Below are 16255 nucleotides of genomic sequence, written 5' to 3' on the forward strand. Positions count from 1 at the left end.
CGGCCGGCGGCAGCCCGTCGCGGGCCGGCCTGTGGGACGAACATTGCAGCGGCATATCGGAAGAGCCATTGGTTTCATGCCGGGGGCGGCCCGGTCCGGAGGATGGCGGCGCCGGCTGCCGGAATCGTCAGCGGGCGCCGGCCTTTTCGGCCTCCATCTCCTCCATGTCAAGGAAACGGTCGCCGATGCGCGGGTGGGCGCGGCTGCCGTCCGACGCGCCGATGGCGACCAGCAGCTCGTCGGGGCCCGGAGCGTCGGGAACCTGGAAGTTGGCGGTCAGGAAATGCGCCCGCTTGCCGGTCTCCGTCTTGTGGATCATCGGCAGGGCGAGCAGCGCACCCGGGGCGTTGCGGGTGTTGGTGAAGCTGAGGAAGGTGGTCCCCTGCGCCGCCTCGCGGAACATGTTGCCGAAGCGCAGCGTGTGGATCAGGGCCGAGGCGTGTTCGATCTCGCCGTTGACGCCGACGGAAGCGGCCTTGCCATAGGCCTGGATGCGCCCGGCCGGCATCAGGGCGACGAGGCGCCGCGTCATCTCGGCCCCCAGCACCGGCGCCACGCGCAGGATCTCCGGCCGAAGATTCTCGACGAAGCCCTGGCCGGTCCAGGGGTTGCGCAGCACGGCGGCGACCACGACCGAGGTGATCGGCCGTTCGGCCGGCTTGCCGCCCTCGACGATGGTCTCCTCGATGAAGGTGGAAATCTTGCGCAGTCCGATGTCCATCATGTCCTGTCCGATTTTCCTGGTTCCGGTCCCGGCGCCTGCCGGACCATGTCGGCCGGACCTGGGGGCCCGGCCGGCGGCTTCGCGAGTGGGGCTCGCGTGGCGCCTCAGCTTGCCGCCCTGGCGCTGGCGATCCACTGCTCGAAGGTCGGCTTGTTGGCGGAGAGCCAGTCCTGGGCGAGCGCGCGGATGTGGCTCTCGCTGGCGCCCTTCTCGCTGATGGCGCGTTCCCAGCCGGCCCAGGTCTGCAACGGGAAGCCGATGGACTCGACCAACGCCTTCACTGCGGGGTTGGCGGCGACGAACTCCCGGTTGGCGACGGTGCTCCAGTTCCACGAGGCCATGGCCATCCGGCAGGGATCGGCGCCGCCGGCGCAGCCCGACACGCCCTTGACGAGCGCCGTGCCCTTGTTGGGCACCGACGGCGGCAGGGCGTCGAACGGGGTGGGCAGCCACACGACGTCCTTGCCGGGGACCAGGGTGTTGGTGACCCAGGACGGGCTCCAGGCATAGAAGAAGGCCGGATCGCCGCGGCGGACACGGGCGACCGCCTCGACCATCAGCGGCTCGTACTTGCCGCGGACGGAGGTCACCGTGTCCTTCAGGCCGAACTTGTCGAGCTGGTAGTCAACCACGTCGCCACAACTCCAGCCGGGATCGCAGTTGACCAGATCCGCCTTGCCGCCCTTGCCGAACAGCGCCGCGATCTTCGGATCCTTCATCTGCTCCAGCGAGGTGATGTGGTGGGCGTCGGCCGTCTTCTTGTCGATCAGGTAGCCGTTGACGCCGCCCTCCTTGATCAGGCCGCCGCCGACGATCATCGCCTGCTGCTCCACCTTGCGGAAAGCGGGCTCGCGCTGGGGGAAGTTGATGTCGGTGGCGATGTCGAGGTCGCCCTGCGCCGCCGCCTGGAAGAACAGGGTCGTGCTGAGCGTGCTGAGCTTGACCGAGTAGCCCAGCTCCTTGAAGGCGGCGGAGACGATCTGCGCGGTGACGTAGTTGGCGCCCAGGCTGTCCGATTGGGCGTAGCGGATGGTCTTGCCCTTGCCGGGCTGGTCGGCCGCCAGCGACGGCTGGACGCAGGCCGCAGCGAGGAGGGCGGCGACGGATAGGGATTTGAGGACGGATCTGGCAGTGAAAAGGGACATGGCGGTCTCCTCGAACGGGGTCGGGACGGAACTCTTGCGGATCGGGGCCCGGGTAGGGATCACTGGTCGGGGTTGGCCACGGCCGGACCGGAAATGGCCGGATTTGCAACGGCCTGCCTACCGACGGGCTTGTCCTCCGCCAGCCGGCCGAAGCCGACGAGGGCGCGCAGGCTGCGGAGCAGCGGGCGCCCGCCGGGGCCGCCGGGCTGGGCCAGCTTCTGGGTGATGCGGTCGAGCATCATCGCCAGCAGGACGATGGCGATGCCGCCCACCGCGGCCCGGCCGACGTCGAGCCGCCCGAGGCCCTGGAGCACCACCAGCCCCAGCCCTTCCGCCCCGATCATGGCGACGACGACCGACATGACCATCGCGGTCAGCACCGTCTGGTTCAGGCCGCCGAGGATGGTCGGCACGGCCAGCGGAAGCTGGACCTCCCACAGGAGCTGCCGCTTGGTGGCGCCGAAGGCGAGGCCGGCCTCGACCATCTCGGTCTCGACCATGCGGATGCCGAGGTTGGTGAAGCGGATCAGCGGCGGGGCCGCCGCCGTCACCACGGCCACCTCGCCCGGCACGGTGCCGACGCCGAACAGCATCACCACAGGCACCAGATACACGAAGGTCGGGGTGGTCTGCATGATGTCGAGGACCGGTCGGACCACGCCCCATATCCGGTCGCTGCGGGCGCAGGCGATGCCGATCGGGATGCCGACCACCGCACAGATGACGATGGCGGTGGTGATCAGCGACAGGGTCGTCATCGCTTCCGACCACAACCCCAGCGCCGCGATGGCGACCAGGGCGATGGCGGTGAAACAGGCCACTCCCAGGCTGGCCAGCCGCCAGGCCAGCAGCACCGCCAGCACCAGGAAGGCGAGGAAGGGGATTTCCTGCAGAAGGTAGATGTTGAGGGTCAGGACATACTCGACCGGCCATTTGATGGCGAGGAACAGCGGACGCAGGTTCAACGCGATCCAGGCGACGCCGTCCTGGATCCAGCTTTCGACCGGGAAGACGTTCAGGTCGTCGGCGTCAAGCATGCAGGCCTCCTGCGGTTTGAGGAGGGGCGGCGGCGATGCCCGCCAGGATGCTGTCGGCGGCCAGCGTGCCGATCAGCCTGCCCTCGTCATCGACCACCGCCATCGGCCGGCCGGCCCGGTGGGCTCGGGCGGCGTCGAGAAGGCTGTCCCGCTCGCGCACCGTGACGAAGTCCTTGCGCAAGGTGCCGGAGCCGGAGTCCGTGAACGGAATCCCGTCGCGCAGGTCCCGCAGCGCGGCGGCATCCAGTGCCCCGACGACATGACCGCCGTCGTCCAGCACCAGGCCGGCGCCGTCGCCGGTCTCGGCGAGGCACAGGCCGCCTGCCAGTTGAACCGGGGCCACCGGGATCATTGCCGACCGCGCGTCGAACAAGCGCGAGCGGTCGACCTCGCGGGTGAAGGCGGCGACATAGTCGCTGCCGGGGTCGAGAACGATCGACTGGGGCGTGCCTTCGCGGACCAGTTCGCCGTCGGCCATGATGGCGATCCGGGTGCCGAGCTTCAGCGCTTCCTGGAAGTCGTGGGTGATGAACAGGATGGTCTTCTTCAGCGTGCGCTGGAGGCGCAGCAGCTCGTCCTGCATCTCGGTGCGGATCAGCGGGTCGAGCGCGCTGAAGGCCTCGTCCATGATCAGCACGTCGGCGTCGGTGGCGAGCGCGCGGGCAAGCCCGACCCGCTGGCGCATGCCACCGCTCAACTCGTGGGGGTAATGGTTGCCCCAGCGGGCCAGCCCGACAATCGACAGCACCTCTTCCGCCCGGCGGCGCCGGACCTGCGGGGATACCCCCTGGAGTTTCAGGCCGAATTCGGTGTTCTCGGCGACGGTACGGTTCGGCAGCAGGGCGAAATGCTGGAACACCATGGAGATTCGCTTGCGGCGGATCTCGCGCAGTTCCGCCTCGCCGGCGGCGACGATGTCGCGGCCGTCCAGCAGGATCCGGCCGGCGCTCGGCTCGTTCAGACGGTTGATGCAGCGCGCCAGGGTCGATTTCCCGGACCCGGACAACCCCATCACCATGTAGATGCCACCGGTCGGAACCGACAGTGAAACGTCACTCAACCCTACAACGATTCCGGTTTTTGCCAGCACTTCGGTTTTCTTGACGCCGGCCTTCAGCATCCGCAGGGCCGGTTCGGGAGATTTCGAGAAGACTTTATAGAGATTCTCAACCCTCAGTCGTTCGGTCACAACCCTCTCCCATCGTTGTGTTCGGTGGGCTTTCCCTGTCTCTAAAGATTTTTACTTCTTGTCATTAGGAAGGCTCGGATGTCTTCCTGTCTTCCGCCGAAACGGAGGAATTGCAAGTTTCAACCTCCTGCGGAACGCAGCAAGGCCTGCCTCACTTCAGGGGCGAAAAGGCGGTCGGCAACAGGATGCGGTTTTCCGCCGTCTCGATCAGCGCCGCCAGCTTGGGAATGAAGGCCTGCCAGCGCGGATCCTCCGACAGCCGCTGGCGGCGAACGGTCCGGTCCTCGAAATCGGCATAGCCCCACATGTGCACGACATGGTTGAGCGGGCCGATCTCGCTGACGAAATAGCCGATCAGGGTGCCGAGGATCGGCTGCTGGATCGCCAGTCCCTCGTTCTGCACGAGCGCCAGATAGTCGCGCAGCTTGCCGGAGCGGATGCGGTAGATGCGTTCCTCGACGATCATGGCGTGTCTCCCCTGCCCTCTTCGGCGATCTCCTGGCGGACCTTGCGGGCGATGCGGAAGCACTCCACCCCCGCCGGGATCCCGCAATAGACAGCGATCTGGATCAGTGCCGCCTGCAACTCGGCGTCGGTAAGGCCGTTGCGGATAGCACCGCGCAGGTGCAGCTCGAACTCGTGCATGCGGCCCAGTGCCGCGATCATGCCAAGGTTCAGCAGGCTGCGCTGGCGGCGGTCGAGCGCGTCGTCCGCCCAGCATTGCCCCCAGCAATATTCGTTGACCATCCGTTGGAAGGGGCGGGAGAACTCGTCGGCCGCAGCCATCGCGCGGTCGACATAGGCGTCGCCGAGCACGTCGCGCCGCACCTGTTCGCCGGCCCGTTGCAGGGCGTCATCCATGGCTCGGCATCTCCTTCGGTTGGTCGGTGGTGGTCAGGAAGCGGCCCATCAGGTCCGCCACCGCGTCCGGGGCCTCGATCAGGATCGAGTGGCGCAGGCCGGGCAGGATGCGGAGCTCCGAACCGGGAATGCGCTCGTGCATGGTTTGAGCCATCCGCGGGTTGGAGCCGATGTCGTCCTCCCCGGTGGCGATCAGGGTCGGGCAGCGGATCTGGTCGAGGAATCCACCGAAATCCGTCTCCGCCAGGATGCGGTAGGCAGCGGCGTAGCAGTCCGGATCGTTCTCCGCGTTGCGCTGCCGCAGCACCCGGATCAGGTCCGGGTTGCGCTCCTGGAAGCCCTCGGTCAGCCAGCGCGACAGCGAGGCGTCATAGTGCGAGCCCGGCTGCCCGGCCTGGAGCGCCGCCAGCCGGTCCAGCACCCGCCGGCGCTCCTCCGGGTTGCGGCCGGCGACGGTGGACAGCAGCACGAGACGCTTCACGCGTTCCGGATGGACCAGGGTCAGGCGTTGAGCGATCAGGCCGCCGAGCGAGAATCCCGCGAGGTTGAAGCGGTCGAAGCCGACATGGCCGGCCAGCGCCAGCGTCTCGCCGACCATGTCGTCGATCTCGTAACGGCCCTTGATGCGGCTGGACCGGCCATGGCCGCGCAGGTCGAAGGTCAGGATGGTGAAACGGTCGGCAAGCCGCTCCACCACGCCGCTCCAGGCCTCCAGGTAAGAGCCGACACCGTGGACACAGACCAGCGGTTCCGGCCCCCGGCCGTCGAGCCGGTGGTTCAGCGTCACCGGCCCCACCGTGAAATGACGGGAGTCCGCCATGGTCAGCGTCCCGCCGCGGCCATGCGCAGCGGCTCGGCGGCGATGCGACGCTCCTCCTCGCGCCGGAGGTCGCGCTCGCGGGCGGCGAAGACCGGCAGCACCTCGCGACTGAACAGGTCGAGCGTCTTGCGCTGCAACTCGACGGGCAGGTTGAAGGACAGGCCGAGCGAGAACTGGTCGACGCCCGCCGCCTCATAATCCAGCAGCTTCCCGATCACCTCGTCCGGCGTGCCGAACATGAGGTTCTTCAAGACATTCTCCGGCTTGTAATTCTCACGGCCGGCAACGCTCTCGTAAGAGACGGCGGTCGGGAAGCCGTTGGTCACCGTGCCGATGTTCTGGAACAGGTTCTCGAAGCTGCGGCCATAGTCGATGCTGTGCCGCACCGCCAGTTCGGCCTCCTCCGGCCGGTCATAGCAGCAGGTGCGGCGCTGCATCATGAAGCGCGGGCGCGGCACCTCCGGATGGTCGGCCACCGCCTTGCGGAACTTCTCGCCCAGCACGGCGATCTCGCCGGCCGGCGCCGCCAGCGGCGTCGACAGGATGCTGGCGCCGATGCCGACCGCCCAGTCGAAGGTGCCGGGATCGCGCGCAGCCACCCAGATGCGTGGGTGCGGCGCCTGAAGCGGCTTGGGAACGGAGGTCGCCAGCGGGAACTTCCAGTAATGCCCGTCATGGGCATAGTCGCCTTCCCACAGCTTTTGCACCGCCGGCACCAGCTCCTTCATGTAGGCGACGCCCTCCAGCTGGGGCATGCCGCCGGCCATGCGGTCGAACTCGTACTGGTAGGCGCCGCGGGCGATGCCGAACTCCAGCCGACCGCCGGTCAGGTGGTCGCACAGCGCCGCCTCCCCGGCCAGCCGGATCGGGCTCCAGTAGGGGGCGACGATGGTGGCGGTGCCGAGCCGGATGCGCTCGGTGTGCTGGGCGAGCCAGGTCAGGATGGTGAAGGGGTTGGGTGAGATCGTGCACTCGATGGTGTGGTGCTCGGCGGTCCACAGGGTCTCGAAGCCGCCCTGGTCGGCCATCTTCACCAGTTCCAGCATGGTGCTGGTCACGTCGCTCATCGGCGTGTCCGGTGAAAAGCGCTCCATGGAAAGCGCGACGGCGAACTTCATGTCCTTGTCCTTTTGCTCGGGGGAGGAGAAGCCCGGTCGGGGCGGGTCAGCGCAGCCGGATGACGAAGGGGTCCTGCATGGCGCCGGAATAATCGATGACGACGTTCTTCGACCGCGAGAACTCGCGCATCACGTCGAATCCGCCGCGCCGGCCGTAGCCGCTCTGCTTGAAGCCTCCGTTCGACGACATGTAGGCAGCGGCGCGGTAGGTGTTGATCCAGACGGTGCCGGCGTCGATCCGGGTGGCGAAGCGCATCGCGCGGTCGATGTCGCCGGTCCAGATGCCCGACGCGAGGCCATAGCGGGTGTCGTTCGCCATGGCGATCATCTCGTCTTCCGAGGCGAAGGGCACCACGCCGACCACCGGACCGAAGATCTCGTCGCGCATGAAGCCCATGTCGTTGCGGGCATCGGCCAGCACGGTGGGCTCGAAATACCAGCCCCGGTCGAGCCCGGCCGCCTGGGGCCGCCGGCCGCCGGCCGCCAGCCGGGCTCCGTCTCGCTGTCCGGAGGCGACATATTCCTCGACCTTGGCGAGCTGTGGCGACAGGGCGAGCGGGCCGATGTCGGTGCCCTCCTCCATCGGATGGCCGACGGCGATGCGACCGGTGCGCGCCACCAGTGCCTCGACGAAGCGGTCGTAGATGGAGGCTTCGACGAAGCAGCGCGACCCGGCGACACAGGTCTGCCCGGCGGCGGCGAAGACCCCGGCGACCACGCCGTTCACCGCCCGCTCGATGTCGACATCGCCGAACACGACATGGGGCGACTTGCCGCCCAGCTCCATCTGGCAGGGCACGAGGTTGCCGGCGGCGTTGGCGGCGATCCGGCTGCCCGTCTGGGTGCTGCCGGTGAAGACGATCTTGGCGATGCCGGGATGGCGGGTCAGCGCCTCCCCCGCGGTGGCGCCGGCACCGCTCACCACATTGACGACGCCGGCCGGGAAGCCGGCCTCGGCGACCAGCTCGGCCAGCGCCAGGGTGGAGGCGGTGGCGTGTTCCGACGGCTTGATGACCACCGTGTTGCCGATGGCGAGGCAAGGCGCCAACGTGCCGGTCAGCAGCATCAGCGGCGAGTTCCACGGCGTGATCATGCCGACAACGCCCAGCGGCTCGCGCAGGTTGAAGTTCAACATGTCCAGCTTGTTGACCGGGATGGTGTCGCCCTGCAGCTTGTCGGCCATCCCGGCGAAATAGGTGTAGCTGTCGGGCATGGCGCGCATCTGGGCGCGCATCTCCTTGATCAGCTTGCCGTTGTCGCGGGTTTCCATCAGCGCCAGTTCCTCGGCGTTGACGAGGATCAGCTCGGCCAGGCGGCGCACCAGCTTGCCGCGGTCGCTCTGCGTCATCCGCCGCCACGCCGGATCGACGAAGGCCGCCCGCGCCGCGGCGACCGCGTCGTCGACGTCCTCGGGGCCGGCGTCGGCCAGCTCGTACCAGGGCTCGGCGGTGGTGGGATCGTAGCTTGGGATATAGCGGCCGCTTTTCGGTTCCACGAACCGTCCGCCGATATGGAGGGCGCGGCGGCTGCCTTCGAGCGACCTGCAGGTGGTGTGCATCGCGGTCTCGCGTTCTGTAAGGGGGCGTGGGAGAATCGCGTGGAGAACAATCGCGCGGAGAACTCAGCCGTTTTCGGCGAAGGCGCTGGGCCTGGGGGACGCGCGGCCGTCGATCGTCGCCAGCCGCTCCCCATCGCCGGGGAGGCCGTAGGGCGCCGGTTCGCGCACCGCCGCATACCGGCCGCGGCAGAAGCCGAGCGGAGCCGCCGGGCTGGTGCCGAAGGCCTGCACCCGGCCGATGAGAACCAAATGGTCCCCGGCCATGACCCGGTCATGCACCGTGCAATCGAACCATGTGAGGCAATCGGCCAGGACCGGTGCACCGGTGTGCCGGGCGCCGAAAGCGGTCGAGCGGAATTTGTCGGGCGTCCGGGAGGCGAAAAGGGTGGAGAGGTCGGCCTGTCCCTCATGCAGCAGATTCACGGCGAAGGCCGGAGCGCTGCAGAAAGCCGGAAAACTGAACGATCGGTTGCCGATGCAGACGAGAAGCAAAGGAGGATCGAGCGAAACGGATGTGAAGGAATTCGCCGTGATTCCCCGGGAAATCCCATCTTCGTCAACGACGGTGACGACCGTGACGCCGGTCAGAAACGTGCCGAAGGCGTTTCTAAGGTCTCTTTGATTGATCGGCGATGGTTCATTCGCAGCGAATGACACGTCAACCTCCCTTCCGTTACGAAGACGAGGCTACGCCGGTCGGGCCCGGCCATCTTCCTCCGGCACGGCGGATGATGCGACGTTTTGTCCCATCGAAACGGCGCAATACCAGCAGTCATTGATGATGGCCGCTGGTATCCGCGGTGCCTGTCCGGTCCACATCGTCCGAAGCTTGGCGAAACTTGCATCCTTATGTTCGTCCGAATATAGAGACGATCACGATGGCGTGTCGATCCGGCTCCTCCATTGCCTTCGGCTGGTCCGGGAGGATGGCCGGCCCCCCATGTCAGTTCGAAGGAGCCCTCAGATACCACACAGGACCAACCCTTCCCCTGGAATCGCCGGGGTGCCGTTCGAAAGACTGGTCGGTGGCGGATACGGCGAACAGGAACCGGTCAGGGTGTTCGCCGCCGGCAGCCTCAAGGCCGCGTTCGTCGAGGCGGCCACGGATTACGCCTTGTCCAGCGGCGTGCCGGTCGAATGCTCATTCGGTCCGTCGGGACTGCTCCGCGAGCGTCTCGAACGCGACGGGCCGGGCGGCCTGTTCGCCTCGGCCAACATGGAGCATCCAGCCATTCTCAACGGCGGGGGCAGGTCCGGCCCGGTCCGGGTCTTCGCGCGCAACCAATTGTGCGCCCTCGTGCAGCCCGACGTGGAGGTGACGCCGGACACCCTGCTCGAGCGCATGCTCGATCCGGCGATCCGGGTCGGCACATCGACGCCGAAGGCCGATCCTTCGGGAGATTACGCCTGGGCGATGTTCCGCAAGGCCGAGCGTCTCCAGCCGGGCAGCCACCGTATCCTCGACGGCAAGGCCCTGCGGCTGGCCGGCGGAACGCCTGCGATCCCGATACCGCCGAAGGACCGCAATCCCTATGGATGGCTCATGGAAGGCCGGCACGCCGATCTGTTCCTGACCTATCGCACCAACGCGCAGCTGGCAATCTGCGAGGTGCCGGCGCTGAAGCTCGTGGCACTGCCGGAGCCATTGGCCGTCGAGGCGGAGTATGGGCTGACCGTGCTCAACGGCCCGGCCTCCGCGCGCGGCGAGGCATTCGCCGATTACATCCTCTCGCCCGCCGGCCAAGCCGCGCTGGAACGCTACGGCTTCTCCAATCCATAAGCCTCGCCGCGGCCCGGCAGCCCTTCGGGGTCGACCATGGGCGCCCGGGTCCAGAAGCGGGCGGGCACCGTCACGGTGCGACCGGCGCGGCGAAGGCGTAGCCGCGGGAGCGGAGGGTCCGCAACGGCAGGATTTCGCCAGCCTCGCTTTCCACCTTCCGGCGGAGCCGATGCACCAGCAGGTCGATCCCCCGGTCGTCGACCGCGAGGCGGTCGGCCAGCACCCGGCGCTCGATCACCGATTCCGGGGCATCGAAGAACGGGGTCAGCAGACGCACCTCGACGTCGCTGAGCGAAACCGCCGTGCCTCCCGGCGTCAGCAGGCGCCAGCGGGAGGTTTCCAGGCGCCAGGGGCGCGCGGCGAGCGGGGCACCACCGCCACGCCGCCGTACGACCGCACCGATCGCCGCCTCCAGCTCACGCATGTCCAGCGGCTTGACCAGATAGATATCTGCCCCCGCGTTCAGGCCCAGGATGCGATCCTCCACGCGGCCGCGTGCGGTGATGACCACCACGCCGAAACCGGGATCGCCGGGCCGCACGCCGGCGGCCAGCCGCCGGGCGATGGACACGCCGTCCTCCTCCGGCAGGCCGAGATCGAGGAGGATCACATCGGGACGGCGCTCGGCGATGGCCTGATCCATCGTCCGCCCGCTGTCGGCGGCCCGCACGGTCATGCCGCGCGCCCGGAGGTAGGAGACGACCTCCTCCGCCAGATCGACGTGATCCTCGACAACCAGAACATCCAGCATCGCCAGCGGCCCTTCCGTTTTGCCCATCCAGACCCACCCCTCTTGTCCTGAAACCGCTCAGGCGAACGCCTCGCCGACATCGGATGGCGCAGGATCCCGAAGCTGCAGCCGGATGGTGAACAGCGCACCGCCGTTGGGCCGGTTCCGCACGCCGACCGTACCGCCATGCGCGCTCACGATGTTGCGGGTCAGATGCAGTCCCAGTCCCGCACCGGGAATGCGTCCCGTTCCGATGCCGCGGAAGTATTTCTCGAAGATGCGCTCGCGCTCGCCTTCGGGGATGCCCGGTCCCCGGTCGGCGACGGAGAAGACAGCGGAATCGCCGTCCCGCCGAAGCACGACCTCGATCACGCTGTTCGGAGGAGAATATTTCACGGCATTTTCCATCAGGTTGGACAGCGCGATGCCGAGAAGCTGCTCGTCGCCGGTCAGATCCCACACCCCTTCGGCCGCGACGCGGAACCGATGGTGCGGCGCGGCGGCCTGCGCCGCTTCGGCGATCCGGCTGACCAGCGCCCCGGAATCGAACAGGTTGGTGCGCAGCATCAGCCCGGCCCCCTCGATCCGGTCATCCAGCAGGCAGGCGTCGATCATGCCGTTCATGTGCCGCACCGACCGTTCGATCCGCTGCAGACGCTGTCGTGTCGCCTCGTCCTCGGCGGTCAACCCCATGTTCTGCGCGGCCGTGCTGATCACCGCCAGCGGCGTGCGGAACTCATGGCTGATCATTGCCAGGAACTGGCGCTGCGCTTCGCGGGCCGCCCGCTCCAGCGCGACGGAGGCGTCGGCGATTTCCTTCTCCTTGGTCAACTCCTGTTCCAGCTGCTTGCGGCCGGTGATGTCGTTGACGGCGAGAAGCCGGGCCGGCTGGCCCTCGTAATCGATGGGCACCATCGACACCAGCGCCCAGAACCGGTTGCCGCCGCCATCGAGCATCTCGACTTCGGCGGTTTCCACCCGTCCTTCGCGCTCCAGCAGGTCCAGCAGCCAGTCGCGATCGCCCGGGTCATGGTAGAGATCGCTGCCCCCCAACTGGTCCCTTGCTCGCCGGTTGGCGTAGAGCGGGGTCGAGCGCACCGCATGGGCCAGGATGATGGCGAGCGGCACGGCCTCGAGCATCTGGCGAAGCTGGGTCTCACGGTCCCGCAACGCCGCATTGGCCCGATCGAGTGCCGCCGTGCGCACGGCCACCCGCTCTCCCAGCTCGGCCTCGTTGCGGCGCAGGGCGGTGACCAGGGCGCGCTGCGCCTCGTCCTTCTCCACCCGCAGCAGGCGCAGCCGCGCCGCCTTCATGGCGCCGAAGAACAGCATTTCCGCCATCGGCGCATAGACCGGCAGGTAATAGGTGGCGTCCGTCCACGGCACGACCCCGGCATTGCGCAGCGCCGTCAGGACGTTCCCGGCGGCCAGCACCGCCCAGCCGGCGATCATGTAGCGCGCCGCGCGGTATCCGGCCAGCCAGGACTGGATGCTGGCGGCCAGCCCTGCCACCAGGATCAGCAAGGTCAGGTTGCGGGGACGCAGGATCACGTCCACCTCCAGGTCACCCTCCACGAACAGGTCATAGACGATCAGCAGCGCAAGGCCGAGGAGGACGGGCGCTCCCAGAACCGGAACGACCCAGCGGGCGCCGCGCCGCACCGGCAGAGCCGCGAACAGGAAAGCGATGCCGAACACCCCCGAAACCACCAGCCAGACGAAGGGATTCTGGCCACCGATCGGCAGATGCCGCCCCCATACCAGCGCATCGAGTCCGTTCATCGCCAGGATGTGCCCAGCGGTCGCGAAAGCCGACACGCCATAGAAGGCGAGCGACAGGCTGGGAAGCGCCACCGCCAGCACCACCGCGCTGCCGCCCAGCAGCAGGACCACGGTGACCAGGGCGGCATGGATCAGATTCTCGATCTGCTCGGTCCGTATCAGGGCGGCAGGCCGCCACAGGTCGAGCGGCACGGCCATCGACCCGCTGGTGATGCTGCGGAACCACAGGGTGTGATGCCCGGCCGGCAGATCGATGAGCGCGGCGTTCCGGCGCAGCGGCAGCGACCGCGGCTCATGGTCGCCCAGAACGGCGATCGGCTCGGATGCCGCGTTCCAGGATCCCCACACCTCCATCCGGTCGAAATTGGGGACGGCCAACGTGAGGACGTGCCGCCCGCCCCCCTGCGGGGCGACATCGATGCCGGTGCGCAGCCACAAGGCGTCGCTGGTGATGCCGAGGCTGTAATCCTGCGACAATGGAGCGGACGGGGTGAACGGGTCGGCATCCTGAAGATTGCGCAAATCGTCGATGGACAGGCTGCGGCCGGGATCGCGCAGCATGGCAAAGTCCGACAATTCCACGCGGTCGCGCCCGTCGACCAGAACGGCGTCCGCCCGCACCGCCGCAGCGGACAGCGCCAGCCACAGGACGGCCCACAGCACGGCCCACAGGGCCAGCCGCCCGCCTGTCGCGATCCGGCATCGGATCATCCGCGCCGTCCCCCTCCCAGTCCGCGCAGGGTCCCGGCGATGTCCCGGATCACGCTGTCCCAGTCGCCGCGCGCCGGCTGCCGGAACAGACGAACCGTCGGATACCAGGGGGTGTCGTCCCGCTCCAGCAGCCAGCGCCAGTCCGGCACATGGGGCAGCATCACCCAGGCCGGCCGGCCGAGCGCGCCCGCCAGATGGACCGGGGCGCTGTCGACCGAAACCAGCAGGTCAGCATGGGTCAGAATGGCGGCGGTGTCCTCGAAATCGGCGATCGCGTCGGACAGGCGTTCGATCCGCATTCCCGGCGGCGGAGAAGACGCCTGGTCTGCGGCAGGCCCCTTTTGCAGCGCGAGAAAGGTTGCGCCGGTCTGTGCCAGCGGTGCCAGCCGCTCCAGCGACATCGACCGGTTCGCGTCGTTGAGGTGGGTCGGGCGACCGGCCCACACCAGCCCGACCAGCGGGCGCGGCAGGGATTTGAGCCGCCTGCCCCACCGCTTCACCCGTGCCGGATCGGGGGTCAGATAGGGGGTCCAGCCCCGGTCCTGGTTGGGCAGGTCGGACAACTGCAACCCCATCGCCATCGGCAGGCTCATCATTTCGCAATGGGCGTCGAAGGGCGGCGGCAGGACGCCGCGCAGCACGAGCGCATCGGCCCCACCCCAATCCATGCCTTTCAGGCGGCGTGCGAAGCTGACCTGCTCGTGGTTGATCTGGAGAACGATGCGCGCCTGGCTGCGCCGCTTGGCCCAGGCAACCATGCGCAGGAACTGGAAGGTGTCGCCATAGCCCTGCTCGTCGTGGATCAGCAGCGTCCTGTCCGGGATCGGCCGACCGTCCCAGCGCGGGCGCTGCACCTTGCGTTCGAGCGGCATGGTGTGGACCATGTTGTAGCGGTAGCGGTATTCCCGCCAGCCACGCTCGAAATCCCCCAGCAGCAGCAGCAGTTCCGCCAGCTCGAAACGGATCGTCAGGTTGCCGGGCAGACGGTCGACCATCAGCGTGTAGACCTTCAGCGATTCGGTCACACGGCCCTGGACACGGAGCGTTACGGCCAGCAGATGCCACAGGCTGACGGCACCGCCGCCGGCCGCCAGCGCCTGCCGGGCACAGCGCTCGGCCTCCTCCGGCCGGCCGGCCGCCAGATGGGCATGACCCTGCGCTTCCAGCTCTGCCGCACCGCTCATGGCGAACGGCGCTCCCCGGTTTCGGCAAGCGCGGTCCGGGCGGCATCCCCCGCCGGCCCGCCAAGCGCCGCCGCCCGCCTCAAGGTCTTGCGACCTCCGTCCGGCCCTGCTGCGGCGTTCGGGAGGTGGCCAAGGACGAGGTGGGCATCGGCATCCGCCGGATGGAGGATCAGCGCCCGCCGCGCTTCGGCCGACGCCTCGTCGGTGCGGCCCAGTTGCGCCAGCGCCCTGGCCCGCCCGGTCGGCAGTCCGGGATGATGAGGGGCGAAGTCGCGCAGGGCCTCCAGCCAGTCCAGCGCCTCGTTCCAGCGCCCGCGTGCGCCCTCCAGCGCCGAGGCGTTGATGTAGGCATCGCCCAGATGGGGGGCGAGATCGACAGCCCGCCGCAGCAGGGCCATGCCCTCGTCCGGCCGCCCGGCGGCGGCGGTCAGGCTGCCCAGGTTGCTGCAGGCGTCGGGATAATGCGGATTGAGGACCAGCGCCGCGTCATAACGGGCGGCGGCTTCGGGAAACCGGTTCTGCAGGCGCAGGGTATTGCCCAGATTATTGTGACCTTCCGCAAAATCGGGTGCCAACGCCAACACGCGTTGCAGGCAGCGCGCGCTGTCCGCAAGCTTGCCGGCCTGCTGGAGAATGATACCCAGGTTGCTCCAGGCGCCGTCAAGCGTCCGGTCCGTGGCCACCGCGCGCCGCCCTGCCCGTTCCGCCTCCGCCAGCCGACCGCAGCGCCGGCAGAGTTCGGCCAGATTGCTGGCATACATGGCGGGTGCTCCGGGCACCGCGACGGCTTGCGTCAGCAGATCGATGGCCAGATCGATCCGGCCCGCACCGTGAGCGATCAGCCCCAGCAGATGCAGCGCATCGCATTGGCCCGGCCAGACCGCCAGCACCTCGCGGCACAGGATTTCCGCCTCCTGACCCTGTCCCGCCTGCCAGTGGCGATAGGCGAGGTCGATGGCGGTCTCCACGGGTATGACCTGTGGTTGTGGCGCCGCGCCGCGGCCGCCCACCGCTCTGCCCGCTGCTCCGCCGCGCGCCGCCCTGCCCGGCTTGCTGGTCTTTCGTGCCATGGCCGCCCTATTTCCTCAGCTGCTTCAGGGCGGCATCCACCCCCTTCAGCGATACGGGGATGTCCAGGGCGTTCCGGTCGGCACCGACGAAGCGCATGGTCATCCGGGCGCCGCGCCGGATCTGATCCAGCGTCGGCTGGTCCATGTCCACCACCGCCCGGCAGCCGCCGGGCTGGCAGCTCTCGAACGGCAGCGTGACCGGCTTGCCGGCGTCGACCGACATCCCCAGGCCCGGCCCCAACAGCACGCCGATCGGCACCGTCACGATCATCCGGGGGCGGTTCTCCGGTCCGAAATAGCCGAGCCGGATGTTCAGCAGGATGGTGTTCGCCGGCATCGCCACGGCGTACTGCTCGACATAGCAGACCTCCCGGTCAGCATCCTTCACGCATTGCCTGCTCCACAAGGGGGCAGAGGCGGCGTCCTCCGCCCCCGGCTTCCCCTGCGCAAAGGCGGTGCTTCCGGCGATGACCAGCAAGCCGACAAGTCCGGCGCCCTTCAGGATGTTCATCACAACTCCACGGAAATTCGCACAGGATTTTTGAC

At 68.3% G+C, this 16255-nt stretch carries 16 protein-coding genes; 1 reads left to right on the forward strand and 15 read right to left on the reverse strand.

Annotation, left to right across the window (positions count from 1 at the left end; translation table 11 throughout):
* Nucleotides 1-127 precede the first annotated feature (127 nt).
* From AL072_RS17715 to AL072_RS17760, 10 genes are all read right to left on the reverse strand, one after another.
* Entirely contained in the window at nucleotides 128-724 is a 597-nt protein-coding gene (locus tag AL072_RS17715; RefSeq protein ID WP_245636835.1) for an amino acid synthesis family protein, read from the reverse strand.
* Between the two features lie 104 nt (nucleotides 725-828).
* On the reverse strand, nucleotides 829-1869 hold the full coding sequence (proX, locus tag AL072_RS17720; protein ID WP_045582960.1) for a glycine betaine/L-proline ABC transporter substrate-binding protein ProX: 1041 nt from the start codon (nucleotides 1867-1869) through the stop codon (nucleotides 829-831).
* Nucleotides 1870-1928: 59 nt separating this feature from the next.
* On the reverse strand, nucleotides 1929-2906 hold the full coding sequence (locus AL072_RS17725; RefSeq protein ID WP_045582959.1) for an ABC transporter permease: 978 nt from the start codon (nucleotides 2904-2906) through the stop codon (nucleotides 1929-1931).
* On the reverse strand, nucleotides 2899-3966 hold the full coding sequence (locus tag AL072_RS17730; RefSeq protein WP_200909828.1) for a quaternary amine ABC transporter ATP-binding protein: 1068 nt from the start codon (nucleotides 3964-3966) through the stop codon (nucleotides 2899-2901). Before AL072_RS17730 ends, AL072_RS17725 begins: the two co-directional genes overlap by 8 nt.
* A gap of 280 nt (nucleotides 3967-4246) precedes the next feature.
* On the reverse strand, nucleotides 4247-4561 hold the full coding sequence (locus AL072_RS17735) for an NIPSNAP family protein (protein WP_045582957.1): 315 nt from the start codon (nucleotides 4559-4561) through the stop codon (nucleotides 4247-4249).
* Nucleotides 4558-4956, reverse strand: a complete 399-nt coding sequence (locus AL072_RS17740) for a carboxymuconolactone decarboxylase family protein (RefSeq protein ID WP_045582956.1) — start codon at nucleotides 4954-4956, stop codon at nucleotides 4558-4560. Before AL072_RS17740 ends, AL072_RS17735 begins: the two co-directional genes overlap by 4 nt.
* Nucleotides 4949-5776, reverse strand: coding sequence for an alpha/beta fold hydrolase (locus AL072_RS17745; RefSeq protein ID WP_045582955.1), 828 nt, complete (start codon nucleotides 5774-5776; stop codon nucleotides 4949-4951). Before AL072_RS17745 ends, AL072_RS17740 begins: the two co-directional genes overlap by 8 nt.
* A 2-nt stretch (nucleotides 5777-5778) precedes the next feature.
* The gene (locus AL072_RS17750) at nucleotides 5779-6894 is read right to left on the reverse strand and encodes an LLM class flavin-dependent oxidoreductase (protein WP_045582954.1); all 1116 of its coding nucleotides are present in this window, start codon (nucleotides 6892-6894) and stop codon (nucleotides 5779-5781) included.
* Between the two features lie 46 nt (nucleotides 6895-6940).
* Nucleotides 6941-8452 carry an aldehyde dehydrogenase gene (locus tag AL072_RS17755; protein ID WP_045582953.1) on the reverse strand — a complete coding sequence of 504 codons (1512 nt, stop codon included), beginning with the start codon at nucleotides 8450-8452 and terminating at the stop codon, nucleotides 6941-6943.
* A gap of 63 nt (nucleotides 8453-8515) precedes the next feature.
* On the reverse strand, nucleotides 8516-9109 hold the full coding sequence (locus tag AL072_RS17760; protein WP_082109028.1) for a flavin reductase family protein: 594 nt from the start codon (nucleotides 9107-9109) through the stop codon (nucleotides 8516-8518).
* Between the two features lie 400 nt (nucleotides 9110-9509).
* On the opposite strand from AL072_RS17760, the gene AL072_RS17765 reads away from it, so the two are divergent.
* Nucleotides 9510-10232 (forward strand): molybdate ABC transporter substrate-binding protein, encoded by a 723-nt coding sequence (locus AL072_RS17765; RefSeq protein ID WP_200909830.1) that lies wholly within the window; start codon nucleotides 9510-9512, stop codon nucleotides 10230-10232.
* A gap of 70 nt (nucleotides 10233-10302) precedes the next feature.
* Here the strand turns inward: AL072_RS17765 and AL072_RS17770 are convergent, their stop codons facing one another.
* Genes AL072_RS17770 through AL072_RS17790 form a run of 5 tightly spaced genes read right to left on the reverse strand, consistent with a single transcriptional unit; the run spans nucleotide 10303 to nucleotide 16220 of the window.
* On the reverse strand, nucleotides 10303-11010 hold the full coding sequence (locus tag AL072_RS17770) for a response regulator transcription factor (protein ID WP_052710094.1): 708 nt from the start codon (nucleotides 11008-11010) through the stop codon (nucleotides 10303-10305).
* Between the two features lie 30 nt (nucleotides 11011-11040).
* A complete protein-coding gene (locus AL072_RS17775) occupies nucleotides 11041-13455 on the reverse strand; it encodes a sensor histidine kinase (RefSeq protein ID WP_052710093.1) in 2415 nt (804 codons plus the stop codon).
* On the reverse strand, nucleotides 13452-14639 hold the full coding sequence (locus AL072_RS17780; RefSeq protein WP_045582952.1) for a glycosyltransferase family 9 protein: 1188 nt from the start codon (nucleotides 14637-14639) through the stop codon (nucleotides 13452-13454). Before AL072_RS17780 ends, AL072_RS17775 begins: the two co-directional genes overlap by 4 nt.
* The gene (locus tag AL072_RS17785) at nucleotides 14636-15709 is read right to left on the reverse strand and encodes a tetratricopeptide repeat protein (RefSeq protein ID WP_082109026.1); all 1074 of its coding nucleotides are present in this window, start codon (nucleotides 15707-15709) and stop codon (nucleotides 14636-14638) included. The genes AL072_RS17780 and AL072_RS17785 overlap by 4 nt, the downstream gene beginning before the upstream one ends.
* A 7-nt stretch (nucleotides 15710-15716) precedes the next feature.
* Nucleotides 15717-16220, reverse strand: a complete 504-nt coding sequence (locus tag AL072_RS17790; protein ID WP_045582951.1) for an invasion associated locus B family protein — start codon at nucleotides 16218-16220, stop codon at nucleotides 15717-15719.
* Nucleotides 16221-16255: the final 35 nt, after the last annotated feature.

The organism is Azospirillum thiophilum, from assembly GCF_001305595.1.
Classification (GTDB): Bacteria; Pseudomonadota; Alphaproteobacteria; order Azospirillales; family Azospirillaceae; genus Azospirillum; species Azospirillum thiophilum.